This window comes from Lederbergia citrisecunda (assembly GCF_018343695.1).
GTDB lineage: Bacteria > Bacillota > Bacilli > Bacillales > Bacillaceae_C > Lederbergia > Lederbergia citrisecunda.
Window position 1 is genome coordinate 4,273,614 of the sequence record NZ_JAGYPJ010000001.1, and the last position, 24,579, is coordinate 4,298,192.

At 38.0% G+C, this 24,579-nt stretch carries 21 protein-coding genes; 18 read left to right on the plus strand and 3 right to left on the minus strand.

Features of this window, described 5'->3' with window-relative positions; all coding sequences use genetic code 11:
• Positions 1-179: 179 nt before the first annotated feature.
• The 5 genes from KHA93_RS20940 to KHA93_RS20960 all read left to right on the plus strand — a co-directional run bounded on the left by KHA93_RS20940 (position 180) and on the right by KHA93_RS20960 (position 5,278).
• Positions 180-2,468 carry a beta-glucosidase family protein gene (locus tag KHA93_RS20940; protein WP_213112494.1) on the plus strand — a complete coding sequence of 763 codons (2,289 nt, stop codon included), beginning with the start codon at positions 180-182 and terminating at the stop codon, positions 2,466-2,468.
• A 211-nt stretch (positions 2,469-2,679) separates the two neighbouring features.
• Entirely contained in the window at positions 2,680-3,495 is an 816-nt protein-coding gene (locus tag KHA93_RS20945; protein WP_213113064.1) for a formate/nitrite transporter family protein, read from the plus strand.
• A 94-nt stretch (positions 3,496-3,589) separates the two neighbouring features.
• Positions 3,590-3,868, plus strand: a complete 279-nt coding sequence (locus KHA93_RS20950; protein ID WP_213112495.1) for a hypothetical protein — start codon at positions 3,590-3,592, stop codon at positions 3,866-3,868.
• Positions 3,869-3,942: 74 nt separating this feature from the next.
• Complete coding sequence (yidC, locus tag KHA93_RS20955) at positions 3,943-4,659, plus strand: membrane protein insertase YidC (RefSeq protein WP_213113065.1); 717 nt, start codon at positions 3,943-3,945, stop codon at positions 4,657-4,659.
• 211 nt (positions 4,660-4,870) lie between these two features.
• Entirely contained in the window at positions 4,871-5,278 is a 408-nt protein-coding gene (locus KHA93_RS20960; RefSeq protein ID WP_213113066.1) for a VOC family protein, read from the plus strand.
• 161 nt (positions 5,279-5,439) lie between these two features.
• Here KHA93_RS20960 and KHA93_RS20965 read toward each other — a convergent pair whose 3' ends face one another.
• The 3 genes from KHA93_RS20965 to KHA93_RS20975 all read right to left on the minus strand — a co-directional run bounded on the left by KHA93_RS20965 (position 5,440) and on the right by KHA93_RS20975 (position 8,905).
• Positions 5,440-6,357: a DUF3895 domain-containing protein gene (locus KHA93_RS20965; protein ID WP_213112496.1), complete on the minus strand. Its 918-nt coding sequence runs from the start codon at positions 6,355-6,357 to the stop codon at positions 5,440-5,442.
• A gap of 80 nt (positions 6,358-6,437) precedes the next feature.
• Positions 6,438-7,706 carry a threonine ammonia-lyase IlvA gene (ilvA, locus tag KHA93_RS20970; protein ID WP_213112497.1) on the minus strand — a complete coding sequence of 423 codons (1,269 nt, stop codon included), beginning with the start codon at positions 7,704-7,706 and terminating at the stop codon, positions 6,438-6,440.
• Positions 7,707-8,236: 530 nt separating this feature from the next.
• On the minus strand, positions 8,237-8,905 hold the full coding sequence (locus tag KHA93_RS20975; RefSeq protein WP_213112498.1) for an SIMPL domain-containing protein: 669 nt from the start codon (positions 8,903-8,905) through the stop codon (positions 8,237-8,239).
• A 302-nt stretch (positions 8,906-9,207) separates the two neighbouring features.
• Here KHA93_RS20975 and ertB point away from each other — a divergent pair, with 302 nt between their 5' ends.
• The 13 genes from ertB (at position 9,208) to KHA93_RS21040 (ending at position 24,577) form a co-directional block, all read left to right on the plus strand.
• The gene (ertB, locus tag KHA93_RS20980) at positions 9,208-10,866 is read left to right on the plus strand and encodes a thiourocanate hydratase (RefSeq protein WP_213112499.1); all 1,659 of its coding nucleotides are present in this window, start codon (positions 9,208-9,210) and stop codon (positions 10,864-10,866) included.
• A gap of 33 nt (positions 10,867-10,899) precedes the next feature.
• Positions 10,900-11,991, plus strand: a complete 1,092-nt coding sequence (gene ertC, locus KHA93_RS20985) for a thiohydantoin desulfurase (protein WP_233711254.1) — start codon at positions 10,900-10,902, stop codon at positions 11,989-11,991.
• Between the two features lie 205 nt (positions 11,992-12,196).
• Entirely contained in the window at positions 12,197-12,844 is a 648-nt protein-coding gene (locus tag KHA93_RS20990; RefSeq protein WP_213112500.1) for an ABC transporter permease, read from the plus strand.
• A 31-nt stretch (positions 12,845-12,875) separates the two neighbouring features.
• Positions 12,876-13,763, plus strand: a complete 888-nt coding sequence (locus KHA93_RS20995) for a glycine betaine ABC transporter substrate-binding protein (RefSeq protein ID WP_213112501.1) — start codon at positions 12,876-12,878, stop codon at positions 13,761-13,763.
• Between the two features lie 79 nt (positions 13,764-13,842).
• Positions 13,843-14,817, plus strand: a complete 975-nt coding sequence (locus tag KHA93_RS21000; RefSeq protein WP_349772366.1) for an ABC transporter ATP-binding protein — start codon at positions 13,843-13,845, stop codon at positions 14,815-14,817.
• A 291-nt stretch (positions 14,818-15,108) separates the two neighbouring features.
• Positions 15,109-15,750, plus strand: a complete 642-nt coding sequence (locus KHA93_RS21005) for an ABC transporter permease (RefSeq protein WP_213113069.1) — start codon at positions 15,109-15,111, stop codon at positions 15,748-15,750.
• Entirely contained in the window at positions 15,731-16,531 is an 801-nt protein-coding gene (locus tag KHA93_RS21010) for an IclR family transcriptional regulator (protein WP_349772327.1), read from the plus strand. Before KHA93_RS21005 ends, KHA93_RS21010 begins: the two co-directional genes overlap by 20 nt.
• 342 nt (positions 16,532-16,873) lie before the next feature.
• On the plus strand, positions 16,874-18,253 hold the full coding sequence (locus KHA93_RS21015) for a dihydroorotase (protein ID WP_213112502.1): 1,380 nt from the start codon (positions 16,874-16,876) through the stop codon (positions 18,251-18,253).
• A gap of 5 nt (positions 18,254-18,258) precedes the next feature.
• Entirely contained in the window at positions 18,259-19,512 is a 1,254-nt protein-coding gene (gene ertE / locus KHA93_RS21020; protein ID WP_233711256.1) for an N-carbamyl-l-glutamate amidohydrolase ErtE, read from the plus strand.
• Between the two features lie 38 nt (positions 19,513-19,550).
• A complete protein-coding gene (locus KHA93_RS21025) occupies positions 19,551-21,149 on the plus strand; it encodes an HAL/PAL/TAL family ammonia-lyase (protein ID WP_213112503.1) in 1,599 nt (532 codons plus the stop codon).
• 203 nt (positions 21,150-21,352) lie between these two features.
• Positions 21,353-23,539: a BglG family transcription antiterminator gene (locus KHA93_RS23760; RefSeq protein WP_213112504.1), complete on the plus strand. Its 2,187-nt coding sequence runs from the start codon at positions 21,353-21,355 to the stop codon at positions 23,537-23,539.
• 15 nt (positions 23,540-23,554) lie between these two features.
• Positions 23,555-24,286 (plus strand): sugar isomerase domain-containing protein, encoded by a 732-nt coding sequence (locus KHA93_RS21035; RefSeq protein WP_213112505.1) that lies wholly within the window; start codon positions 23,555-23,557, stop codon positions 24,284-24,286.
• Between the two features lie 15 nt (positions 24,287-24,301).
• Positions 24,302-24,577, plus strand: coding sequence for a PTS sugar transporter subunit IIB (locus tag KHA93_RS21040; protein WP_213112506.1), 276 nt, complete (start codon positions 24,302-24,304; stop codon positions 24,575-24,577).
• Positions 24,578-24,579 lie beyond the last annotated feature (2 nt).

The window sequence follows — 24,579 nt, forward strand, 5'->3', positions numbered from 1 at the left end:
CGGATAAACATAGCAGGAATAGTTGTCTTAATGGAGTAATCCGTACTTTATGTAAAACACTTAATGTAACCGTTTAAATTTATATAAAAATTGTACCTAAAATATAAAAATAATACAATAAACCAACTCATTTTTAAAATAGATTCATAGATAAATATACGAAATAGGAGGCGTCAAACATGGAAAGAGATATTAAAAAGCTCATTTCAGAAATGACATTGGAAGAAAAAGCTGGATTATGCTCAGGACAAGACTTTTGGACAACGAAAGCTATTGAACGTTTAGGAATCCCTTCAATCATGATGACGGATGGTCCCCACGGATTGAGAAAGCAAATGTCATCCTCCAATGTGGATAATTTGGGGATTTTTAATAGTGTTCCGTCCACATGTTTTCCTTCTGCTGTCGGCCTTGCAAGTACTTGGGATCGCAATTTAATTCATGAAGTCGGAGTTGCATTAGGAAAAGAGTGTCAAGCAGAAGACGTAGCTATTTTGTTGGGACCTGGTGTGAACATTAAACGATCTCCTCTATGCGGAAGGAATTTCGAATATTTTTCAGAAGATCCATACTTAACATCAGAGCTCGCTTCTAGCCATATTGATGGTGTTCAAAGTCAAGGAGTGGGGACATCCTTAAAGCATTTTGCAGCTAATAACCAAGAACATCGCCGGATTACTTCCAATTCTGTTGTAGATGAACGAACTCTTCGAGAGATTTATCTGGCTAGCTTCGAAAACGTTGTGAAAAAATCACAGCCTTGGACAGTGATGTGCTCCTACAATAAAGTGAATGGTGTGTACGCTTCTGAAAATAAACGCTTATTGACAGAGATTTTAAAAGAAGAGTGGGGCCACGAAGGCTTTGTCGTTTCCGACTGGGGTGCGGTAAACGAAAGGGAAGCTGGAGTTGAAGCGGGTCTTGAGCTTGAAATGCCATCTTCAGGTGGAGTGGGAGATCGGAGAGTTATAGAAGCAGTGCAAAACGGTACGTTGTCTGAAGAATCGTTGGATAAAGCAGTGGAACGCTATTTAAATGTGCTTTTTAAAGCAGTTGATAGCAAAAAAGAAAATGCAACATACAACCAAGATGAACATCATCGATTGGCAAGAAAAGTTTCAAGTGAATCCATCGTTCTTTTAAAAAATGAAACAGGAATTCTTCCACTTAAAAAAGAGGGGGCAATTGCAGTCATTGGTGCATTTGCACAAAGTCCACGATTCCAAGGTGGAGGAAGCTCCCATGTTACACCAACAAAGCTTGATCAACCAATAGAAGAAATTCAAAAATTGGCACCTCAAGCTATTATCACTTTTGCTGAAGGTTATAAGCTTGATTCTACGGAAATTGATGAAGCGTTGATGAGTGAAGCAAAAATGGTTGCGAGTGAGGCAGATGTAGCTGTTCTATTTGTGGGACTCCCTGATAGCTTTGAATCAGAAGGATATGACAGAACTCATTTAAGCATACCTGAAAATCACCAAAAACTAATTGAAGCTGTTGTAGAAATCCAAAAAAATGTAGTAGTTGTCTTAAGTAATGGATCTCCTATCGAAATGCCATGGCATGATCGTGTTAGCGCTGTTCTAGAAGGATATTTAGGAGGACAAGCGTTTGGTGGTGGAATTGCAGATGTCTTATTTGGTGAAGCGAATCCTTCAGGTAAATTAGCTGAAACATTCCCATTGGAATTAAGCCATAATCCATCCTACTTAAACTTCCCTGGTGAAGGAGATATGGTTGAATACAAAGAAGGTATTTTTGTCGGATATCGCTATTATGAAAAGAAAAACATTCAACCGCTTTTCCCATTCGGATTTGGGCTTAGCTATACAACGTTTGAATATACAGATGTCACTTTAAGCTCTGATAAAATTCTAGATACTGAAACGGTCGATGTTCATATTAAGGTAAAAAATACAGGATCTATAGCTGGAAAAGAAATCATTCAAGTGTATGTACGTGATAACGGTGATAAAGTGATTCGTCCTGAAAAAGAATTAAAAGGATTTGCAAAAGTTGATCTTGAACCGGGAGAGGAAAAGGAGATCACGATTACATTAGATAAGCGTTCATTTGCTTACTATAACCTGGAATTAAAGGATTGGCACGTTCAAAGTGGTGATTTTGATATTTTAGTAGGAGGATCATCAGATCGTATCGCCCATGTGAAAACGGTCCACGTAGATTCTACAACCGTTATCAGAAAAAAAGCACATCGTAATACGACATTGGGAGAGTTAATGGAGGATCCTGCAACAGCAGCGATTGTTCAACAAATTATGACGAAAATGGCTGAGCAAAGTGGAATCGCTAGTGCTATGCAAGAAGAACCAAATGATATGATGCTTGCTATGATGAAATACATGCCGCTACGCACTCTTGTTAACTTTAGCGGAGGTGGATTTACAGAAGAAATGATGGAAGGCCTACTCGCACAAATCAATTCAACACAACTAATGAAATAATTGGAAAAAACATTCATTATAAAGTAAAATTAAGTTAGATAAGAATAGGGGAGTTTCTCAAGCAGGGGGCTCTCCTAATTAACAACCTCATTTGTGAAAAAGTACACAAACGAGAAATGTAATATACACAAATTATCTTTATATCTGCTAGTAAATATGTGAAGTTTTTAACAAATTTCGTTTTTAGAAAGGACGAGTGAAATTGGCGGCCATGGAAAGGAATGCACTTGAAACGTTAAGGAATAAGGCACAAGGGTCCGCTCTTATGGTACAAAATCGCCCATATGAATATTTGATTAGGGCGATGCTTGCTGGAATCTACCTCGGGTTTGCGACCATTTTCTGCTTGAAAACAGTTAATGGCATGTACATGAACGAAGAGCCATTGGCTGGTTTTGTTGCAGCTATACTATTCGGTGTGGCTCTTGTCATGATTGTGTACGGAGGTGCCGAACTCTTTACTGGGAATACAATGTATTTTGCAATATCTACCTTAAGAGGATATACATCAGTTAAAATGACCATTTGTGTGTGGACGATTTGTTTTATTGGAAATGCATTAGGAGGATTGTTTTTTGCGTTGCTAATGGCGCCAACTGGAATTATTCAAGAACTCGGGATGGAAAATTGGTTATTTACACTAGTTGAAGGGAAAATGAACCATACAGCAATTGAAATCTTTTTCAGGGCCATTTTATGTAATTGGATGGTATGTATGGCAATCTTTTTACCAAAAACATTGAAAAATGAATTTGCACAAATCTTTACACTCATGTTGCTTGTATCTGTATTTTTTGTATCAAGCTTTGAACACGTTATTGCTAATTTAGTATCATTTTCGCTCGTATTAGTCATTCCTCACCCTGAAACCATTACAATTGGTAAAGCCATTCATAATTTAATTCCTGCCACAATCGGAAATATCATTGGTGGTGCTTTATTTATGGGTGCGCTATACACATGGTTAAATACAAAAAAGTCAACGGACACGAAAGTTACAAGATTAAGTACAAAAAGATCAATGTAAAAATAAATATGGTAAATGCATGTAGTTTAATAAAAATCTTTTACATTCGTTAAAAATACGACTATACTTTCTGTATTGATAAGAAATAGGTGGTATGATGTTTGAACTTCTTTTTCAAGATTCATATACAGAATGGGTAGTTCCATTAACGCTAGCCATTACATGGCTTCTTAGCTGGCAAATATTTTTATTGTCCCATCCTGTTCAAGCAAATAGGAAAGGGAAAATAGATACAGCTTTTCATATAAATCATTTTTCGATTCCAGTTCCTCCAAAAGAGTGTCTTGTTTTCAATATAACTCGATTTATAAAAACAGTTAAAAGAAAAGAAGCTCCGGACGATATGGAAGGGCCACATCTTCTATTTTTATAGACAAATTCTAAAATAGAAGGGTGAAATCATTGAAAAAAAACACAGCAGTATTTTCAATCATTATCTTTGCATCTATGTTCCTTGGGGGATGTTCGGGTGTACAAAACCAAACAGGGTTCTTTTACAACACATTCGTTCGTCCATTTGCGTTTCTTATTCATGAAATCGGATCTTTCTTTGGCGGTAACTTCGGTCTGGCCATCATCATAATTACGCTTCTCATTCGATTGGTGCTTATGCCGTTTATGTTAAAAACATATAAGAATCAACAATTGATGAAAGTCAATATGGAAAAAATGAAGCCGGAAATGGAAGAAATTCAAAAGCGTACGAAAGAAGCAAAAACGCCTGAAGAAAAGCAAAAAGCTCAGCAAGAAATGATGCAATTATATCAAAAGCACAATGTTAACCCGCTCAATATGGGATGTTTACCAATGCTGATCCAAATGCCGATATTAATGGGGCTTTATTACGCGATTCGTGGTTCAGAAGAAATTGCGACCCATTCATTTTTATGGTTTGATTTAGGTCAAAGGGATATACCATTAATGCTCATTGCGGGCGTGGTATACTTTATTCAATCAAAAGTTTCCATGGCGACCGTACCTGAAGCACAGAAAAAGCAAATGCAAATGTTTTCCTTTCTTTCTCCGGCCATGATCATGTTCATTTCATTTTCCGCTCCTGCAGCTTTGCCTTTATATTGGGTAGTTGGTGGAACGTTCTTAATCATTCAGACATGGATTGGGCATAAATATTATAGGCAGCATCCGGAAAAAGCAAAAGAATAGATGGAAAAGATAGCCTTCGATAAGGGGGCTATTTTTTTGCACTTAGGGACATGATGAATCCAGGTGAGTTTTTTTATTTCTTTTTACTTAATGGCAGGTATGCTTTGTAGATAAGCAGAATTTATGATCATAAGGTAAAAGGAATTCGAAGGAAATATTGATTTTTGGCTTTAATTTTATTAAATATTAATAAGAAAGAGGGGAACTAATGATGGCAAAACAATTTTGGATTAATCTCCCGGTAAAAGATGTCGCTAAATCAAAAGAGTTTTTTACAAAGCTTGGATTCACTTGTAGTACAAAACATGGAAACTTTGCAGAATTAATCATAGGTGATAACAATGTCCAAGTAATGTTATTTCCAGAAAGTACATTCATGAATTTTACAAGTAATGAAATAACAGACACGGCAAAATCGACCGAGGTATTGTTCTCTATTGATGCCGAGAGCAGAGAAGAGGTAGATGAAATGGCTCGAAAGGCAGAGGACGCAGGTGGAACCATTTTTGGTAAACCTGGAGAAAGTCAAGAATGGATGTATGGGTGTGGTTTCGCTGATTTGGATGGACATCGTTGGAACGTGCTGTATATGGACATGGACAAAATGCCTAAAGCATAGCAATCTGAATCAAATAATCATTAATTATTATAGACTTTACTTTTTTTCAGTTTATCTCGCAATTAAGATGAAGGACAGGAACCTCTCAATTTTCCGATTCCTGTCCCAATTATCTATAATCTTCCAATTAGGGGAGCAAGTTTTGAGACAAATGTTCCCTATTATTTACGGTAATACCGATCATCACTCCCGAGTATTTTTCCTCGTTTTAACACATCTCGTGCAACAAGTGACTCCAAAAACATGCAAACGGGTCCATAGATTTTTGGTTTTCCAGTAATATATCTTTCCATATTCGCATAACCGTGCTTTATCAATAATTCACAAATGATTCTTGTACTGGATACACCGCTTTCCAAAAACTCTAGTGTTTTGTCTTTGCTAAATGATTCTGGATCTTTGCGAAAAGTATCCTGGAAAATGTAATCTTCAATATCAAAATTTGTTTGAGAGTGTGTAGCGTGGGTTTCCGTATTATCGAATGTTCGCTGTTCTCTCGATTGTTCCATGTGTTCTCGAATAAGATGTTTAAGTACTTCAATTTGTTTATCCAGTAAAGGGAGGCCTATATCCAAAAATGTCTGGAACGCTATTGGCATCTCGAAATTATCTGGTAAATAGGGGATTTCTTCTCTAAGATCCCAATGGTTTTGAAATTTAAATAGAAGTTCATCCATTTCATAATCTACAACGTTAAAACCTTTTCTAATTTCATTGATAATTTCAGATGAAAAACCTGTATGTTCTTTAAAATGTTCAATTCCAAATCTTCTAGTCTCATTCGTAACTTTATGTTTGACGATGTACTGATGTCGGAGTGGTCTTCCACATTCGCAAGGAGTCTCCGGATTTACGAATCCATTGTCGATATATTCTTCTAAAATCCACTCATCGAGCAACATTTCAACTTCTTCCATTTCAGCATGTTCAGGAATGACGATTCCTTTATCAACAGCAAGTACATTGGCAAAAGCTGTTTTTTTACCTCTTTTAACATGATGTTCAATGAAATCTTTCTGTTCAGGGGTAAGGGAGTTAAGGATGGAGTCTTTTTCGTTTCTCGACAAAACTATTTTCATTTGTATCCTCCGTTTCCTAAGAACAAAAATGTATGAAAAAAAACGAGGTGATAACCTCGTTCGTTCATTATAGACAAAGTTCAAATCAAGAGATGGAACAAAGTGCTATCTTTATTTACTTCGGTAAAAGGAAACCCTTTTTGACGCATACGCTCGATTAGACCTTCATAGTCTTCTTTTCGTTTCAATTCAATCCCAACAAGTCCGGGACCACTTTCTTTGTTGTTTTTCTTTGTATACTCAAATGTAGTGATGTCGTCATCAGGACCGAGTACACCGTCTAAGAATTCACGCAAGGCACCTGCGCGTTGTGGGAAATTGATAATGAAATAATAGAGAAGTCCTTCGTAAATCAAGGATTTTTCTTTAATTTCCTGCATTCTGCCAATATCATTATTTCCACCGCTGATTACACAAATAACGGACTTTCCTTTAATTTCTTCCTTGTAAAAGTCAAGTGCGGCAATAGGCAAGGCACCAGCAGGTTCAGCAATAATTGCGTGTTGATTATATAAATCAAGGATAGTCGTACATACTTTTCCTTCCGGAACAGGAATGATATCGTCTACATATTGTTGGCAAATTTCAAACGTTTTTTGACCAGCGCATTTTACAGCAGCACCATCAACAAACTTATCGATGGATTCGAGTGGAGCAACATGGTTATTCTGTATTGCTGTCTTCATGCATTGGGCCCCTTCTGGTTCTACCCCAATGATCCGCGTATGTGGAGATACATTTTTAATATACGTGCTTAAACCGGAAACTAATCCGCCTCCGCCAATGCCTGCAAATACAAAATCAACCGGCTCTTCAATATCATTCATAATCTCAACGGCAACAGTTCCTTGTCCGGCAATGATATCAAGATCATCAAAAGGATGTATGAAAATTTTATTTTCCTTATTGGCGTATTCCATTGCACTTTCGGATGAGTCATCAAATGTGTCGCCAACTAATATGATTTCTACAAAATCACGACCAAACATTCTAACTTGATCAATTTTTTGTTTTGGTGTCGTTTGTGGCATAAATATTTTTCCGGAAATACGGAGTTGAGAGCATGCAAAAGCAACACCTTGAGCGTGATTGCCTGCACTCGCACAGACAATTCCTTTTTCTCGTGCTTCATTTTCAATTGACTTAATCTTATAGTAAGCACCACGTAATTTAAACGAACGTACGTGTTGCAAATCTTCTCTTTTTACGTAAACGTGACAGCCATATTTTTCAGATAAACGCTCATTTTTTTGCAAAGGGGTATGTGCTACCACATCTTTTAAGCGCTGATATGCTATGAGAATATCTTCCACATGTACTGTCTTTGATTTTTCTTTCGTCGGATTCATCGCGCTATACACTTCCTTCGCTAACTTTTGAATATTTGTACATTATACCATGTTCAAAGCGTAATGAACATACGAATATTCACAATATTTCGTGAAAGCGTTGTCAATTGTAAATATTTCTTGTATGTATTGTGAACAGAGAATATGGTGATTTCCGCACCAATCAACTAAAAAATTTTGAAATGAAGGGGGTGTAACCAATCTGGATACTATTTATGGACAATTTTCAAATTTTAAAACAGGGTTTGTCCAATAAAGATGTATTGGTGGAAAAACCATTAGGTTCACAGTGAACTTTGTCCATTATAGATGCTATGAAGGACAAACCGACAAGTAGCAAGGAAGTTTTGTCCAATATAGATGTTATGATGGACAAACTCCATGTTAGAACAGTAGGTTTTGTCCAATATAGATACTTTGATAGACAAACCGACAGGTGGCACCGGATGTTTTGTCTATGATAAATGCTTTGAAAGAAATCACCAACTAGAGAGCTTTGTACCATCGGAAATGGTTTGCCCGAAAAAGTGTCAATGAAATTGAAATTCAGCGTTTACCGTACTAGTTATTTCCATTGTCCCAGGCTGGATGGGAGTTGTGGCAGCACTTTTAACAAAAGCCGTGGTCTCTAAAGGAATCGGTCCACCTTGCTTCTTTGGGTTTTCTACTATTAGAGTAGGGGTTTTATTTAATTGAACCTTTAACGTGTTAGCAATCGTCTCGGCCTTTTCAATTGCATTGGTCAATGCCAGCGACAACGCTTTTTTGTAGTATTGGTCATAATTGGATATTTCAAACTTCATTCCTGAAATCGTATTAGCACCATGTTGGACAGCCGTATCGACGACTAAACCGGTGTTCTCAATCTGGAGTTCACTTATTTGCAGTAAATGTTCAACTTTATAGGTTCGAAATTCCTGTTTTCCCTCAACATAATCATATTGTGGATAAATGGAGTAATCTTTCGTCTGGATTTGTTTATCGGTTATTCCCATTTTATTTAATGCTTTTTTAATTTCAGAAATAATCTTTGTATTTTCTTCTTGTGCTGGACGTAATTCTTTATTCTCTGTTGAAGCCCCTAACGTAACATTAGCATAATCAGGTTGAACAGTAATTTTTCCTTCACCTATTACCTTAATAAGATCCCTCGTCTTTTCAGAGCCCGCTCCAAGTTCTCGATAAGATTGATAATGCAAATTTCTCCCTACTTTCATTTGTTTAGTAATATGGACGAAAAAAAGATGAGAAAGATACAGCGCTTAATAAAAAAATTTTGATTATGAATAGTAGATGATTCACTTAGGTATTATGTACTGATTAATTTGACACTATTACTCAGTGATGCTAGCATGTTAAGAAATAAATACAACTAATCCTATCGGAATTATAAAAAGTTTTATAGATTATGAGTTTGCGTGTTGACTGTTTACATAATTTTATGTAGAATTCGAATAAACTGATAATATATTATCATTTATTAATAACTAATTATCTATATATGATAATAGGAGGGGTGAAATTGGAGCAGATAACAGCATTTCGTGGTACACAATTAAGATGCAAAGGATGGCGTCAAGAAGCCTTGCTCCGTATGCTTGAAAATGTTTTAGAAAACGGAGAAAACCAAAAAGAATTGGTTGTATACGCTGCACTCGGGAAGGCAGCGAGAAATTGGGATGCTTATCACGGTATTGTTGAAGCCCTTAGAAATATTGAAGAAGATGAGACTTTAGTCATACAATCAGGAAAACCGATTGGAATCCTGAAAACGCACGCATTTGCGCCTCTTGTTATCATGGCCAACTGCAATATAGTTGGTAAATGGGCTACTAGTGATTATTTTTATGAATTACAGGAAAAAGGTCTCATTATGTGGGGAGGATTAACAGCCGCTGCTTGGCAATACATCGGTTCTCAAGGAGTTATTCAAGGGACATATGAAATATTTGCTGCGATTGCTGAGAAGCATTTCAACGGTAGTTTAGCTGGTAAATTTATTTTAACTGCGGGACTAGGTGGAATGGGAGGCGCACAACCTTTAGCAGGTGTGATGGTGGATGCTGCAATTCTTGTAGTTGAGATGGATGAAGCACGAGTGGATAAGAGAATTTCGGATGGTTATTTACAAAAGAAAACTCATGATCTTGATGAGGCATTAGCCTGGATTGAAGAAGCAGCTTCAAAAGGAGAGAGTGTAAGTGTTGGCTTAGTAGGGAATGCTGCTGATATTTATCCAGAGCTTGTAAAAAGAGACATCACCCCGGATATTGTAACAGATCAAACCTCTGCGCATGATTTGTTATATGGTTACATTCCGTCCAACTATACACTTGACGACGTTAAACGGGTTCGTGACATCCATCCTAACAAATTAGAACAAGATGCCCGGGCGTCCATTGCTTTGGAAGTTGCAGCAATGCTTACATTTAAAAATCGCGGGGCTATTGTTTTTGATAATGGGAATAACATTAGGACCCAAGCATATGAATATGGAGTTAAAAATGCTTTTGAGATTGATATTTTTACAGAAGCATATTTAAGACCACTTTTCAGCAGGGCAATTGGTCCATTTCGTTGGGTGGCATTAACTGGTGATGAAAATGATATTCATACGATTGATAAATACATAATAGATCATTTTAAAGATAATAAAATAGCTTCGAATTGGATTTCATTGGCGAATAAATATGTACCTTTTCAAGGGCTGCCTGCACGAATAGGCTGGTTTGGACATGGAGAGAGAACTCAACTTGCTTTAGCTGTAAATGAAATGGTGAGAAATGGCACTTTAAGTGGCCCAATTGCATTCTCTAGAGATCACTTAGATGCAGGGGCGATGACCCATCCAAACATTATGACTGAACGAATGAAGGACGGAAGTGATGCAATTTCTGATTGGCCACTTCTAAATGCGATGTTAAGTTGTTCGTCCATGGCGGATTTAGCTACTATTCACTCTGGTGGTGGAGGGTATTCAGGGTATATGACAAGTGCCGGAATTACACTTGTGGCAGATGGTACGGTTGAAGCTGATATTCGTTTGAAACATGCGTTAGATAACGATACGAGCCTAGGTGTCCTAAGATACGCAGATGCGGGATATGAAGAATCACTGGATGAAATTGAGAAAAAAGGAATTCGGCGAATTGAATTGTAAATTTTGAATATGAAGAGAGAGAGGAGAAATTATATGCGTGTGCTTACGATGGATGATGTTAAAGCTGCTGTTGCAGGAGGTTCAGTTTATGCATCTGGAGGCGGTGGATGGGTAGATCACGGATTGGAAATTGGTGGTGCTGCCGCTACGATTGGGCAACCAAAATTAGTTTCTGTCGATGAACTCCCCGATGATGCGATCATTATTACATGTACAGCCATTGGCGCCCCTGCCGGTAAGACAGACTGGCAAATGTTAGGTGTAGATTATATTAAAGCGGTTAAATTACTTATGGAGAATTACGAAGGAAAAGTCGTGGGGGTCATGACACCGCAAAACGGGATGTCTAGTTCCATCAATGGCTGGTTACCTGCTGCCATGCTCGACTTGGTCGTTGTCGATGCAACGGGTGATATTCGTGCTCACCCAACTGGGAAGATGGGGCAAATGGGAGTGGCTGCAGATCCAAAATTTGAAACAATCCAAGTGGTTGTAGGGGGAAAAAAGGAAACAGGATCATATATCGAACTTGTCGTAAAAGGAACGCCAGCCAAAACCTCCAATGTTTTGCGTACCGCGTCTGATATGTCAGGTGGGTTTATTGCCTCTGCAAGACTACCTCTACCGGCGAGCTATATTAAAAAGCATGCAGCTATTGGTGGTATATCCATCGCCATTGATCTTGGAAAAGCCATAATCGAAGCTGAGCCAAAAGGAGCGGAAGCGGTAATTCAAACCATATGTGAACATACAAAAGGTGAGATTTTGGGGAGAGGGAAAGTAATATCAACTAGTGTTGAATACTCCGGGGCCTTTGATATTGGGCAAGTGGTTGTCGACGTGGAAGACAAATCTTTAACTATGCATGTGATGAATGAATTTATGGCAGTGGATGACTCATTAGGTAATCGTCTGACAACGTATCCAGATGTCATTACAGCAATTTCAACCGAAACAGGTAAACCGTTGAGTGCCGGGGCTCTAGAGCCTGGTATGGAAATTGCAGTATTCCGTATTCATAAAAACTATATTCCACTAAGCTCTAGTGTTAAGGATGCATCAGTATATCCTGAGGTTGAAGCTGCTTTAGGTATTCAAATAGCAGACTACGCATTAAGTGAGTAAGTCTATCAAGCTAGTAAAAAAGTTATGTGTTGATTGAAGCGGAAGGCACGAGACTCCTGCGGGAAAAACAGTAAACGTGAGACACCGTAGCTAGACAACAAGTTAAGCGCCGAGGAGGCTCACGAACTGCCCTCAGATAGCGAGTGTTCGGAGCGCAAATCAACATTCAAATTTAGTAAAGCCAAAATAAGGAAGGAGGAATCGGATGGAGTTATTAATGAAAGCATATGATTATTTAATCGAAAACCATGTGCGATTTTTAGAGGAGCTTCAAGTTCATATTTTATTAAGTTTGTCTGCTCTATGCCTTGGTTTAGTCATATGTGTTCCATTAGGTATATGGTGTGCAAAAAATCCAAAAGTTGCAGCACCCATCATGAATACGATCAATTCGATTCGAGTCATTCCGAGTTTAGCAATTCTTGTTATTATGCTTCCCATAATTGGAACCGGTTTTTGGCCAGCATTAGTAGCATTGACTGTACTCGCATGCCCTCCGATTCTCATTAATACTTTTCTAGGGTTTCGAGGAATTGATCCTGCCATACTTGAATCGGCCCATGGGATGGGAATGGGTCCGAAAGCAGTTCTTAGAAAAATTGAATTTCCACTTGCGATGCCACTAATGATTGCAGGTGCTAAAACAGCCAGTGTCGAAGTTCTCGCCAGTGCTTCACTTGCAGCTTTTATTGGGGGAGGAGGACTTGGAACCTTTATCATAAACGGTTTGAGCATGTATAAGTTTCAAGTTTTACTCGTTGGAGCTATACCAATCGCACTCTTAACCATTTTTTCTGAAGTGATATTTTCATTTATTGAAAGAATGACAACAAGGTATCAAAGAGATTTATAGATTGATTTATTTAAATTTAGGGGGAATTAAATTGAAAAGAAAATCATTTCTTATTTTGTCGATTGTGCTTGTTTTATCCTTGCTTCTAAGTGCATGTAGTGGTTCTTCAAAAATTAAGGTAGGGTCCAAGAACTTTACTGAGTCATTAATTTTAGGAGAAATGTATTCATTGGCTTTGGAGGATGCTGGTTTTAAAGTAGAACGAAAACTAAATCTAAATGGTACCCTTGTGGCACATGAAGCCCTTAAAAGTGGAGATATTGATGTGTACCCTGAGTATACGGGCACTGGGCTTTTAAACATTATGGAAGAAGAGCCAATCTCTGATCCACAGCAAGTATATGATATGGTCTCAGATTTTTATAAAGAGAAATTTAATCTTGTATGGTTGACACCATCGAATGCTAACAATACCCAAGCGATCGCTGTTTCTAAAAAAGCTTCTGATGAATATGGAATCAAAACACTTTCAGACCTTCAAAAACATGCAGGAAACATTGATTTTGCAGCTGTCCCAGAATTTGAGGAACGTGAAGACGGGTTACTCGGAATGAATAGAGTGTATGGTGATTTTAAGTTTAAAAGCATAAAGCTTTATGACTATGGTGTAAAATACCGCGCCGTATTAAACGATGAAGTGCAAGGTACAGTGGCTTTTGGAACTGATGGTGATTTAACGAACCCTGATCTTGTTCTTTTGGAAGATGATAAGCACTTGTGGCCGCCTTATTTCGTTGCTCCTGTTATCCGTCAAGAAACATTAGATAAGGATGAGAAGATCAGACAGAAGTTAGATGAAATATCTGCAAAGCTAGATAATGAAACGATGCAGAAACTAAATGCCGAGGTGGATTTAAATCAGCGTGAATATGCCGATGTAGCAAAAGAATTTTTGAAAAATGAAGGAATTATTAAGTAAGATAGGAAAATGAATAATGACATAATTACTTTTCCCGATATAATGTCGGGAAAAGTCTATTTATTCGACAGAATTGAAGGTGAATGGTTTGACGAAGAACGCCATTGTTTTCGAAGATGTAACTAAACAGTTTCCAAATGCGCCAAAACCTTCGGTGAATTCTACGAATCTCACAATAGAGGAAGGTAGCTTTGTCACCATTCTTGGTGCATCTGGTTGTGGAAAAACAACATTGCTGAAGATGGTTAACCGTATTTATGATATGACTTCCGGTAGGATATTGGTTCATGGGCAGGATATTACAAAGATGCCTGTAACGGAACTTAGACGGAATATAGGCTACGTCATACAGCAAATTGGTTTATTTCCTCATATGACGATAGCTGAAAATATTGCAACTGTACCGAAAGAGTTAGGATGGGAATCGAAGAAGATTGAAGAGAGAATTGATTTTTTACTTGAATTGGTTCAGTTGCCTCCTAAAGACTATCGAAACCGTTACCCAAGGCAGCTATCTGGTGGTCAGCAGCAGAGGATTGGGTTGGCGCGTGCATTAGCTGGTAATCCGTCTATCATGTTAATGGACGAACCATTTGGAGCCATTGATGCTATTACTAGAAGTACTTTGCAGGATGAAATGATACGAATTCAACGGAAACTCAATAAAACGATTTTGTTTGTTACTCATGATATTGATGAAGCACTGAAATTAGGCGATAAAATTGTGATTATGAATGAAGGTGTCATTCAACAATTCGACACTCCTTTAAATATAATTACGAATCCGGCCAATTCATTTGTTAGTCAACTTGTACACTCAGATGATATTGTGCAGCATCTTAGTCTGTTAAGAGCAGACCATGTAATGGCACCTCTTATAGATGAACCAGAATTTGACGAGATAAAGGTGAAGCGTGCCGAGAATTTAAAAAATGTGTTAACACATATCTTACAAGGACATGGCGATTCTGTCGTTGTAACAGATGATGAAGAAACCCCAATAGGAAGAATTACATTGACCGGTTTAAAAAGCTATATTGCAGGGATTGGTTGATGATCGATTCTGCTTCTTAAAGAGGATGTTAAAAAAATCCGGTAAAAATGACACTATCAAATTCTTCGTAGGCTTGTTTCTCCGCTCCTTGAAACTGCGCCACCTAGTAATTCCGACGTACAGGATGTACTAGTGCGGGCGGTGCGACAGGACGTAGCAGCTTGAGCCCGCCGACGCACAGGACGCGTACTAGTGTCGGTGTTGCTGACAGGACGTCAGCGTTTTTAGCCGACTTGGTCATTTTTATCCTACTTTTTGAACACGCACTTAAAGCGGAGGTGAGGCTTGAACATGTTTTCATTTTTAATTAACTATTACGATCGTATATTAATCTTATTTTTTCAACATCTTATGCTTACGGTTGTCTCTTTAAGCTTAGCGTTGTTGATCGCATTACCAATTGGAGTATTCTTATCAAGATATAAAAGAATTTCCGTTCCGGTGTTATCGATTCTTGGAATTATTTATTCCATCCCAAGCTTAGCGATGTTTGCGTTCCTTATACCATTTGTGGGATTAGGGTTAAAACCTGCGATTATCGCCTTAATTGCCTATAGCCAACTAATCCTCGTTCGTAATGTGATGGTAGGTTTTCAATCCATTGATCCTTCTATTATTGAGGCCGGAAAAGGGATGGGATTAGGGCCATTTCGATTATTTTGGAAAATTGAACTTCCACTTGCTTTACCTGTCATTTTAGGTGGTGTCCGGATTGCTACCATTTCTATTATAGGTATTGCAACGATTGCAGCATGGATTAATGCTGGTGGACTGGGAGTCATTTTATTCGAAGGACTGTACCAAAATCATACTCCTAAAATGATTTGGGGCACTATTTTTGTATCCTTGCTTGCCATTATTTCCAATCAGTTATTATTACGTTTAGAGAAGAGATCAGCGTTGAAAGTAAGAGGTGAACTCGCAGCTAAATAAACTGATCATTTTACATCAAGTGAGGGAGATAGAAGTGACCGTTAACAAAAATCAGACTATCGAGAGAGCATTAGACATTATTTTTTCACTATCTGATGCAGAGAAGAATTTGACAGTAGGAGAAATTGCAGCGAAAGTCGCGATTCCGGAAAGTACTGCATATCGACTCATTCAAACATTAGAACAATATGGGATGGTCGAAAGGCAATCAGTAGGACAAATTAGATTAGGTGTCCGTGTTTTAGAGTTGGCCAGAAGCTTACAGCAGCAAATGGATCGTGAATTAATCAGCATCTCTCGACCGATTATGGAACAATTAACTGAAAAGGTTAATGAGACTTCGATTCTTTGTGTGAGATCAGCATCACAAGTAATATGTGTGCAAAGTGTTGAAACACATAGGATGCTGCGCTTATCAGTGGAAATTGGAAAAATAATGCCGCTCGATCGTGGAGCTTCCGGGAAAGCCATTTTAGCTTTTGAACAAAAGCAAACAATGGATCAGCTAATCAAAACAATACCAGATGATAAGGTAAGAAAAAGCATAGATAAAGAAATTGAAATAATAAGAGAGCAAGGCTATTGTTTAACTTTTGGCGAAGTAGATACAAATATTTTTGGATTGGCTGTTCCGATTTGTGATATCAACAAGCGTGTAATGGCTTCTTTGACAGTAGCTGGACCGACTGAGCGTTGGGATCAGGAAAACGGTGAGGAATTTATCAAAACAGTCGTTTCTTCAGCGAATGAGATTACGAAGAAACTAGGCTCTATTTCCTAGATGAGGATGTTCAAAAAGTCCGGTAAAAATGACACATCTATCTGTGTTTCTAGTTGGCTTGTTCTCCGCTGCTTGGAAAAGAGAATCTTCTACGTCGCCCACATTTTGTGGGCAACGCAGAAGTCAGCACACACGAGCAAGTCCGCTGCTCAAAACTGCGCCGCCCCGAACTTCCGACGTACAGTGCGTACTAGTGCGGGCGATGCGACAGGACGTCGCTGCTCGAGCCCGCCGACGCACAGGATTGCTAGTGTCGGCATTGCTGACAGGATGTTAGCGAAATTAGCCGACTTGGTCCTTTTTATCTGCCTTTTTGAACACGCAATAGATGGAGGAGAATGAATGGAAACACTTCATAATGATTTGCTTGTGAAAGGTAATGTAGTTTTGCCTGATCGCATTGTTTATGATGCAACAATAGCTATATCAAATGGAAAAATAAGCGCCATTTATGAAAAGAACAGTGAGTTGCCTGAAAAAGAAATAGTAGATGCTACTGGGTCTTATATCCTTCCCGGTGCAATTGATGCGCATGTTCATTGTTTTAGTTCTCTTGAAGAAGGCTTTACAAATGCTGGGTTATCCGCTGCAGCGGGGGGAGTTACGACAATAATTGAAATGCCTTATGATGCGACAGGCATGGTTTGCAATGAAAAAATGTTTCTAGAAAAAGTAGAGCGTTTGGAAAAGGAGTCCATTGTCGATACAGCTCTTTTAGCAACCATTCAAAAAGAAAATGGATTAGATGAAATCACAAAACTCGCTGAAGCTGGTGCATGTGGATTTAAAGTATCGATGTTTAATACAGACTCGTTCCGCTTTCCAAGAATTGATGAAGGTCAATTGCTTGATGCCTTTTCAGTCATTGCGCAAACGGGTTGTCCCGTTGGTGTTCATGCTGAAAATGATGATATTGTTAGACGTTATATTCATAAATATGAACATCAAGGCAAAGAGGATCCACGTACACATGCATATAGTCGTCCGAAGGTGGCGGAATCTGTTGCAGCTTTAACGGCGATGGAGTTGGCTTTTTATACAGGAGTAAAATTGCATTTATATCATAGTACTTTTCAACGTGTATTCGATTTGGTCGACTTTTATCGTTCTCAAGGTGTTCAAGTGACGGCAGAAACATGTACACACTATTTAACGTTAAGTGAAGACGATATGTTAGAGCTTGGTGCTAGAGGAAAAATAAACCCACCGCTCCGTAGTAAAGATGACATAGAAGATCTATGGAATCTACTTGCCCAAGGAAGAATTGATATGGTGACTTCGGACCATGCGCCTTGGACACTCGATCGAAAAGCAAATGAAGATATTTTTAAAAATGCTTCAGGAGCACCTGGGGTTGAAACCTTATTGCCCATCATGTATAGCGAAGGTGTCGCTACAGGCAAAATTACGATTTTCGATCTAGTCAGAATCCTTTCCGAAAATCCAGCCTATACATTTGGTTTGGATCATTGCAAAGGTCGTATAGAAGTTGGAATGGATGCAGATTTTGTGATACTAGATCCGAACAGGTCATATACGCTTGATGAAACTACTTTGCATTCTACTGCGCAATGGAGTCCATATCATAATCGTAAAATGGAAGGGAAAATCACTCATACTTATGTTCGTGGACAACAAGTTTATAGAGAAGAAGGACAGCTGTTAGGTACACCTGGTACGGGGCGATTCGTAAAATCTATGCATAAAGTAACTAAGGGGTGAATGGTTTGAAGAACGAATTTCACTTACATCCCAACAAGGAAAGAATTCAGAATTATATAGAAACACTAGCGTCTATGGTAGATCCGTCGAAACCAGGCTGGACGAGAAGACCGTTTACACCATGGTATCAGGAAGGACGATCATGGCTAGAACAACAGATGGAGCAATCTGGATTGCAAGTTAGTACGGATGCTGGCGGTAATTTAATTGGAAAAATTGAAGGCAGCAAAGCGCATCTAAAACCAATCATGATTGGATCACACACAGATACAGTCATAGGTGGCGGCAGGTTTGATGGTATTATTGGTGTCATTGCCGGCATTGAAATTGCCCGTCGCTTACAAGAAACAGGAACGACCCTGAATCATTCTCTGGAAATTGTGGACTTTACCGCTGAAGAACCGAGCGAGTTCGGTATATCTACAATTGGAAGTCGAGCGATGGTTGGAAATTTGTCTCCTGAGATGTTAAAACGTACGGACCCAACCGGATTAGTGTTGGAAGATGGAATACGAATGATTGGTGGAAATCCAGACAAGATTGAAGAACTTGCCCGAAGAAAAGGGGACGTCAGCTTATATTTGGAATTACATATTGAACAAGGTCCTGTTTTGGAGCAGAACAAAAAGCAACTCGGAGTTGTAACGGGTATAGTCGGTATCCATCGTTACCGGGTCACAGTAGAAGGGAAACCAAATCATGCAGGAACGACTCCGATGGATATGCGATTTGATGCATTAACAGGGGCGTCGGAACTAGTATTGGAACTAGAAAGATTATGTAAGGAATCTTATTCTGATCCTGTAGTAGGGACTGTTGGGAAATTCATCAATGAACCAAATGGTGCAAATGTCATTCCAGGGCTTGTAACATTTGAGTTAGAAGTTAGATCGATAGATTCGAAGATTATAGAAATGATAATGAAAAAATTTGCTGATTTTTCTAACCGTGTTGCGACTGAGCGTTCACTCTGCATCACCTTGGATAATCTATCAAAGTCTGATGCTATTCGAGTACTTCCTGATATACAAGAAATAGTTGCAGATGCTTGTGGAATAGTTGGAGAATCGCAATATTTACCGAGCGGTGCCGGCCATGATGCCAATCAACTCGCAACCATTGCACCGGTAGGAATGATTTTTGTTCCTAGTCGGGACGGAAGAAGTCATTGTCCTGAAGAGTGGACTGATTTTGAAGACGTCACTAGGGGTGTAGAGGCTTTAGCTAGGGCAATAATGAATTTTGATCATAGTATATAACATATTTAGTAACTTTAATTGATAGAAGGTGAAAGCCGGTGACTTTCGAAACTAAGAACATCATTATTGACGGGTATTCCTTATCATTTGAGAATATCGTAGAGTTTATACAATATCCAAACATAAAAGTCACTTTGTCAGCGGCTGCAATAGAGAGAGTAAAACATTATCGTGCTGCTGTTGACCAATGGTTGCTTGAAGATAAGAAGGCCATCTATGGGGTAACAACTGGGTTGGGGAAGTTGAAGGATTATGTCATTGATGAACATGACCAAAATGCGTTTCAACAAAATATTTTTCTTTCCCACGCTGTTGGACTCGGTCCTGATTTCCCTGAACCTGTCGTTCGACTAGCCATGCTATTAAGGGCAAATGTACTTGCTCGTGGTCATTCCGGAGTAAGAGTGGAGATGATTGAGCGTCTGCTATTATTGTTGAACAAAGGTGTAATTCCGTGTGTTCCGCAAATTGGATCTTTAGGTGTAGGGGATTTACAGCCAATGGCACATATCGGTTTATGTATGGTTGGAGCTCCGGAAGGAAGGGCTAGATACAATGGGGAAGAAGGAAAAAGTAATACTCTTTTAGAAAAGGCCAATATCGTTCCAGTTCAATTTAATTTGAAAGCAAAAGAAGCTCTGGCATTAATCGATGGAAGTACGATGGTATTGGCATCATCTTTATTTGCATATTATCAAACCGAGCAGCTTTGTCGAACTGCGGATATGGCTGCTGCTATGACGATTGAAGCAACAAGAGGAGAATTGGATGCGCTTGATCCACGTATTCATGAAGCTAATAATCTTTATACTGAGCAGGAAACAGCCCGGATAATATATGAGTTTTTAAAAGGTTCTCAGTGGTGCACAGCAGAAGGAAGACAGCGTTTAGGAGAATTTTCACCTAGAGTTCAAGATGCTGTAAGCATTCGCTCAACCGCCCAAGTTCACGGAGCTATTAAAGATGTTTTACTTTATGTGAAATCAATTTTGGTAAGAGAGATGAACGCTTCGAAAGATAATCCGCTTATTTTTTCAGATGGAGCTAAGTTTGAGAGTTTAAGTGGAGGGAACTATCATGGTGCCCACCTTTCATATGCACTAGACTTTATGGGGATTGTCATTACTGACATGGCCATTATATCGGAAAGAAGATCGGCACGTTTACTTGACCCCATTATGAGTTATGGTTTGCCTGCTAATTTAATTGCTGTAGCCGGGCTAAACACAGGATTTGCGCTTGTTCACGCAAATGCGACTGCTATAGTTAGCGAGATGAGAATATTAGCTACCCCTGCGAGCGTAGGGTCAGTGCCTTCCAAAGGAAACCAAGAAGACCATAATAGTATGGCGATGACTGGAGTTCGCAAGCTTATGAAAATGATTGATCATGCTCAACAAGTTTTATCAATCGAACTTCTTTTATCTGCTCAAGCCATTGATTTAATTACTGAAAATATGGATGGTTTAGCAATGGGGAAAGGAACCAATTCTCTCCATCAATGGATTAGGCAGTCAATTAATCCGATGTGGGAAGACCGATATATTTTAAGAGACTTACAAAAAATGATTGGTTTAGTGGAAAGTGGAGAAATATTAGATCAATTTCCACCTATAAAATTATTTCCAATTCAATAGAAAAAATGAAAAGCATTCAGTGCAATTTTGCCAAGAATGCTTTTTGTTATATAGAGTGGTTTGTATGACTAAAATCATTATTTAGTGCTAACTTGAATTATTATCGTCACCTCTTATGTTTTTGAGTGAAAAAATTAACGGTAATTACTGGTTGTTTATTTCATGTTCTTTGCATTAGACTTTAAATAATAGGAACAAAGGATGTGATTATCATTAAACGGCGTGTCGTCCATCTACTACAATTCCTTATAAAACAAAATAAATGTTTACCAACTCACAAAATAGCCTCTATTTTTAATGTCAATATACGTACTATTCAGCAGGATATAGCGGATTTAAATGACTTGTTTAAAGAACATAAGTGGAATGCCTCAATTATCCGCACAGAAGGTTCAAAGGTCTTTTTAAAAGTGGCTGACAAAGAAAAAATACAAATGACTAAGTTTGTACATGAACAAAATCCATTAGTGAAAGTTTATAGTCCTGAGGAACGTCGTTACTTAATTTTGATGCACTTATTTAAGAAGGATGAACCTATAATCATTAAAGAAATGGAGATTGAATTTTTTGTTAGTGAATCCACAATCTTACGAGATTTAAATCATGTGCAAAAATGGATTGAACAAAAAGGGTTAGTTTTGATTCGTAAGCAAAATTATGGCATTCAAATAGTCGGTTCAGAAATTCTTTGGAGATTAGCGACTTTTGATCTAATAAAGGAATATTTGATTACAGTAAATCGAATAAGCTTGCCCTACTTATTTGTGCACCTTCAATATAATTATCCTGCCATTGACTACATAAATAATAATTACTTCATTATATTAGATTGGTTGTTAGGGGAAGAAGACTTTTACTTACTTAACCAACTGATCCGTAATATCCTACCACTTGAAAACTATAGAGTTACTGATGATACAATAGCCTCTCTTGTCATTCATATTGCCATTATTATTTATAGAAATAAAAGAAGGAAAATGATTAGGATTAATGACGAACATCTTAATTATATTTCTAGTTTATCTGCATATAGAACTGCCGAAGAAATATTCGGAGTTTTGCAACAAAAACTTAAGGAAATTAACTTTTCTGACGAGGAGATATCATATCTTGCTATGCACATAGCAAGTTCTCGATTTATGAATCCAGTGGAAAGACTATACTTTGAATCTAAATCAGAAACTGAAAAGATTGTAGAAAGTTTTGTAAGGACACTAGAAGTTTTTACTCGACTTGATTTAAGAAGCGATCAACAATTTATGATTGGTTTATACAGTCATATTAAGCCTATGTTAGAGAGATTAAAGTTTGGTATCCCTATCCAAAATGAATTATTAAGGGAAGTTCAGGAAAAGTACCCTGAAATATATACCGCTACAAAGTTAGCAGTACTTTCAGTAGAATCCTTCCTACCTTCGTTAGTACCAGAAGATGAAATAGGTTATTTAACATTGCATGTAAGTGCAGTACTTGAACGTATGCAAAGTGTAAAACATGTTCAAAAGAAACGAGTCATATTAGTCTGTGGTCACGGAATTGGAACTTCAAACCTCTTACAAATTCAACTAGCACGAGAATTCGCGGAAATAGTGGTTGTGGGAAATAAAAATTTTTACGAGGCTCAATATCTAGATCCTAATGAAGTTGACTTAATCATTTCAACGATTGAAATTAATCATCCAATAATACCTACTATATGTATTAATCCAATTCTAAACGGGCCTGAAATTGATAGATTGCGTCTTGAAATTAACAAAAGTGGTCACTCCTCTACTCATTGGGAGTTTGTTATTGAGGAGATTGTTCAAGAAGCCAAGAAAAGTGGTCTTGAAAATCCATCTGACTTTCGCGAAAGCATCAGGAATATTTTTTATCAACATATATATACAAAACCAATGCAGGGGATGAAAAAGTTGAAGGAGGATATAAGACCAATGCTACAAGATTTACTAAATGAAAATACAATACAGGTTCATAAAGATTGTAAGGATTGGGAAGAAGCTGTATATATTGCTGGAAAAATATTATTAGAAGAGAAATGTATTGAAGAAAGATATATTAATGCAATGGTGGAAGTTATAAAGAATCATGGTCCGTATGTTGTGATTGCTCCAGGTGTTGCCCTTTTGCATGCGCGTCCTGAAGACGGGGTTTCGAAAGTATGTATGAGTTTAATAGTTTGTCAAGGAGGTGTTTCTTTTGGAAATGAAGAGAAGGATCCTGTACACCTTGTCTTTGCCTTCGGTGCTGTGGATAATACTATGCATTTAAGAGCATTATCTCAAATGATGACCCTGTTAAATGATGAAGAAGCAATACTGAACTTAAAAAATGCACTGTCTGTTGAAGATGCTGTGTCCACTTTAAGTAAAAGTATTGGAATTTCATAAAAAGAGGTGTTTATTATGTTAGCAATTAATTTTATTGAAAAAGTAGAGGAATTAATAGAACAAACAAGACAGCAATTGCCAATGATTGAAAAAGGAGCTCAACTGGTCGCTAATTCTATTAAAAATGATGGAATTTTGCATGTATTCGGTTGTGGGCATTCTCAAATGTATGCAGAAGAAATTTTTTATAGAGCTGGTGGTTTAGTTCCTGTCAATCCTATTTTAGAACCTAGCCTTTCTCTTCGACCTTCTGCTCCCAAGAGTACATGGTTTGAGAGATTAGAAGGATACGCATCAATAATATGGGGTAATCAGGAAACTCGTTCGGAGGAAGTTGTTTTGATCGCATCCACTTCAGGACGTAATGCGGTACCTATTGAAATGGCTTTAGAGGCTAAAAAGAGAGGATTATTTGTAATTGCACTTACATCAAAGGCTTTTTCAGATGGAGTAGAATCTCGTCATCCGAGCGGCAAAAAATTAATCGATATTGCAGATGTGATACTCGACGGAAATGCACCAAAAGGTGATGCTGTAATGGAACTGTCAGATATCCAGACTAAATTTGGACCAGTTTCTTCTATAGTTGGTTTTACACTCATTCAAGCACTTATTGTGGAGGTGGTAAATAAACTTGCTCAGGACGGAGTGACTCCACCCATATGGGTAAGTTCTAACGTGGATGGAGGTGATGAAATTAACCGTGAACATATTAAAAAGTATAAAAAGAGAATTTCATGTTTATAGGGGAGGAGGTCAATTATGAAAATTGTAACCGTTTGCGGAATGGGATTTGGCACTAGCTTAATGGTGAAAATGACAATCGATGATATCCTGAGTGAAATCGGATACAAAGCAGAAGTGGAAGCATCAGATATAGGGTCAATAATGGGTAAGGAAGTGGACTTAATAGTAACTGCTTCTGATATGGAGAGTCAGATTTCTGGAGTGAATGCTGATGTCATATACCTGAAGTTTATGACCAACAAACAAGAGATAAGAGAAAAGCTATTGGAGTACTTGAATAATAAAAATTAGGG

Bases quoted from the DNA above. Each gene is read 5' to 3' on its own strand.
- ertB (WP_213112499.1), top strand. From the start codon at position 9,208: ATGATAATAGGAGGGGTGAAATTGGAGCAGATAACAGCATTTCGTGGT.
- KHA93_RS21005 (WP_213113069.1), top strand. From the start codon at position 15,109: ATGTTTTCATTTTTAATTAACTATTACGATCGTATATTAATCTTATTT.
- KHA93_RS20990 (WP_213112500.1), top strand. From the start codon at position 12,197: ATGGAGTTATTAATGAAAGCATATGATTATTTAATCGAAAACCATGTG.
- ilvA (WP_213112497.1), bottom strand. From the start codon at position 7,706: ATGAATCCGACGAAAGAAAAATCAAAGACAGTACATGTGGAAGATATT.
- yidC (WP_213113065.1), top strand. From the start codon at position 3,943: ATGTTCCTTGGGGGATGTTCGGGTGTACAAAACCAAACAGGGTTCTTT.
- KHA93_RS20945 (WP_213113064.1), top strand. From the start codon at position 2,680: ATGGAAAGGAATGCACTTGAAACGTTAAGGAATAAGGCACAAGGGTCC.
- KHA93_RS20960 (WP_213113066.1), top strand. From the start codon at position 4,871: ATGGCAAAACAATTTTGGATTAATCTCCCGGTAAAAGATGTCGCTAAA.
- KHA93_RS20940 (WP_213112494.1), top strand. From the start codon at position 180: ATGGAAAGAGATATTAAAAAGCTCATTTCAGAAATGACATTGGAAGAA.
- KHA93_RS21035 (WP_213112505.1), top strand. From the start codon at position 23,555: ATGTTAGCAATTAATTTTATTGAAAAAGTAGAGGAATTAATAGAACAA.
- KHA93_RS20950 (WP_213112495.1), top strand. From the start codon at position 3,590: ATGATGTTTGAACTTCTTTTTCAAGATTCATATACAGAATGGGTAGTT.
- ertC (WP_233711254.1), top strand. From the start codon at position 10,900: ATGCGTGTGCTTACGATGGATGATGTTAAAGCTGCTGTTGCAGGAGGT.
- KHA93_RS21015 (WP_213112502.1), top strand. From the start codon at position 16,874: ATGGAAACACTTCATAATGATTTGCTTGTGAAAGGTAATGTAGTTTTG.
- KHA93_RS20965 (WP_213112496.1), bottom strand. From the start codon at position 6,357: ATGAAAATAGTTTTGTCGAGAAACGAAAAAGACTCCATCCTTAACTCC.
- KHA93_RS21040 (WP_213112506.1), top strand. From the start codon at position 24,302: ATGAAAATTGTAACCGTTTGCGGAATGGGATTTGGCACTAGCTTAATG.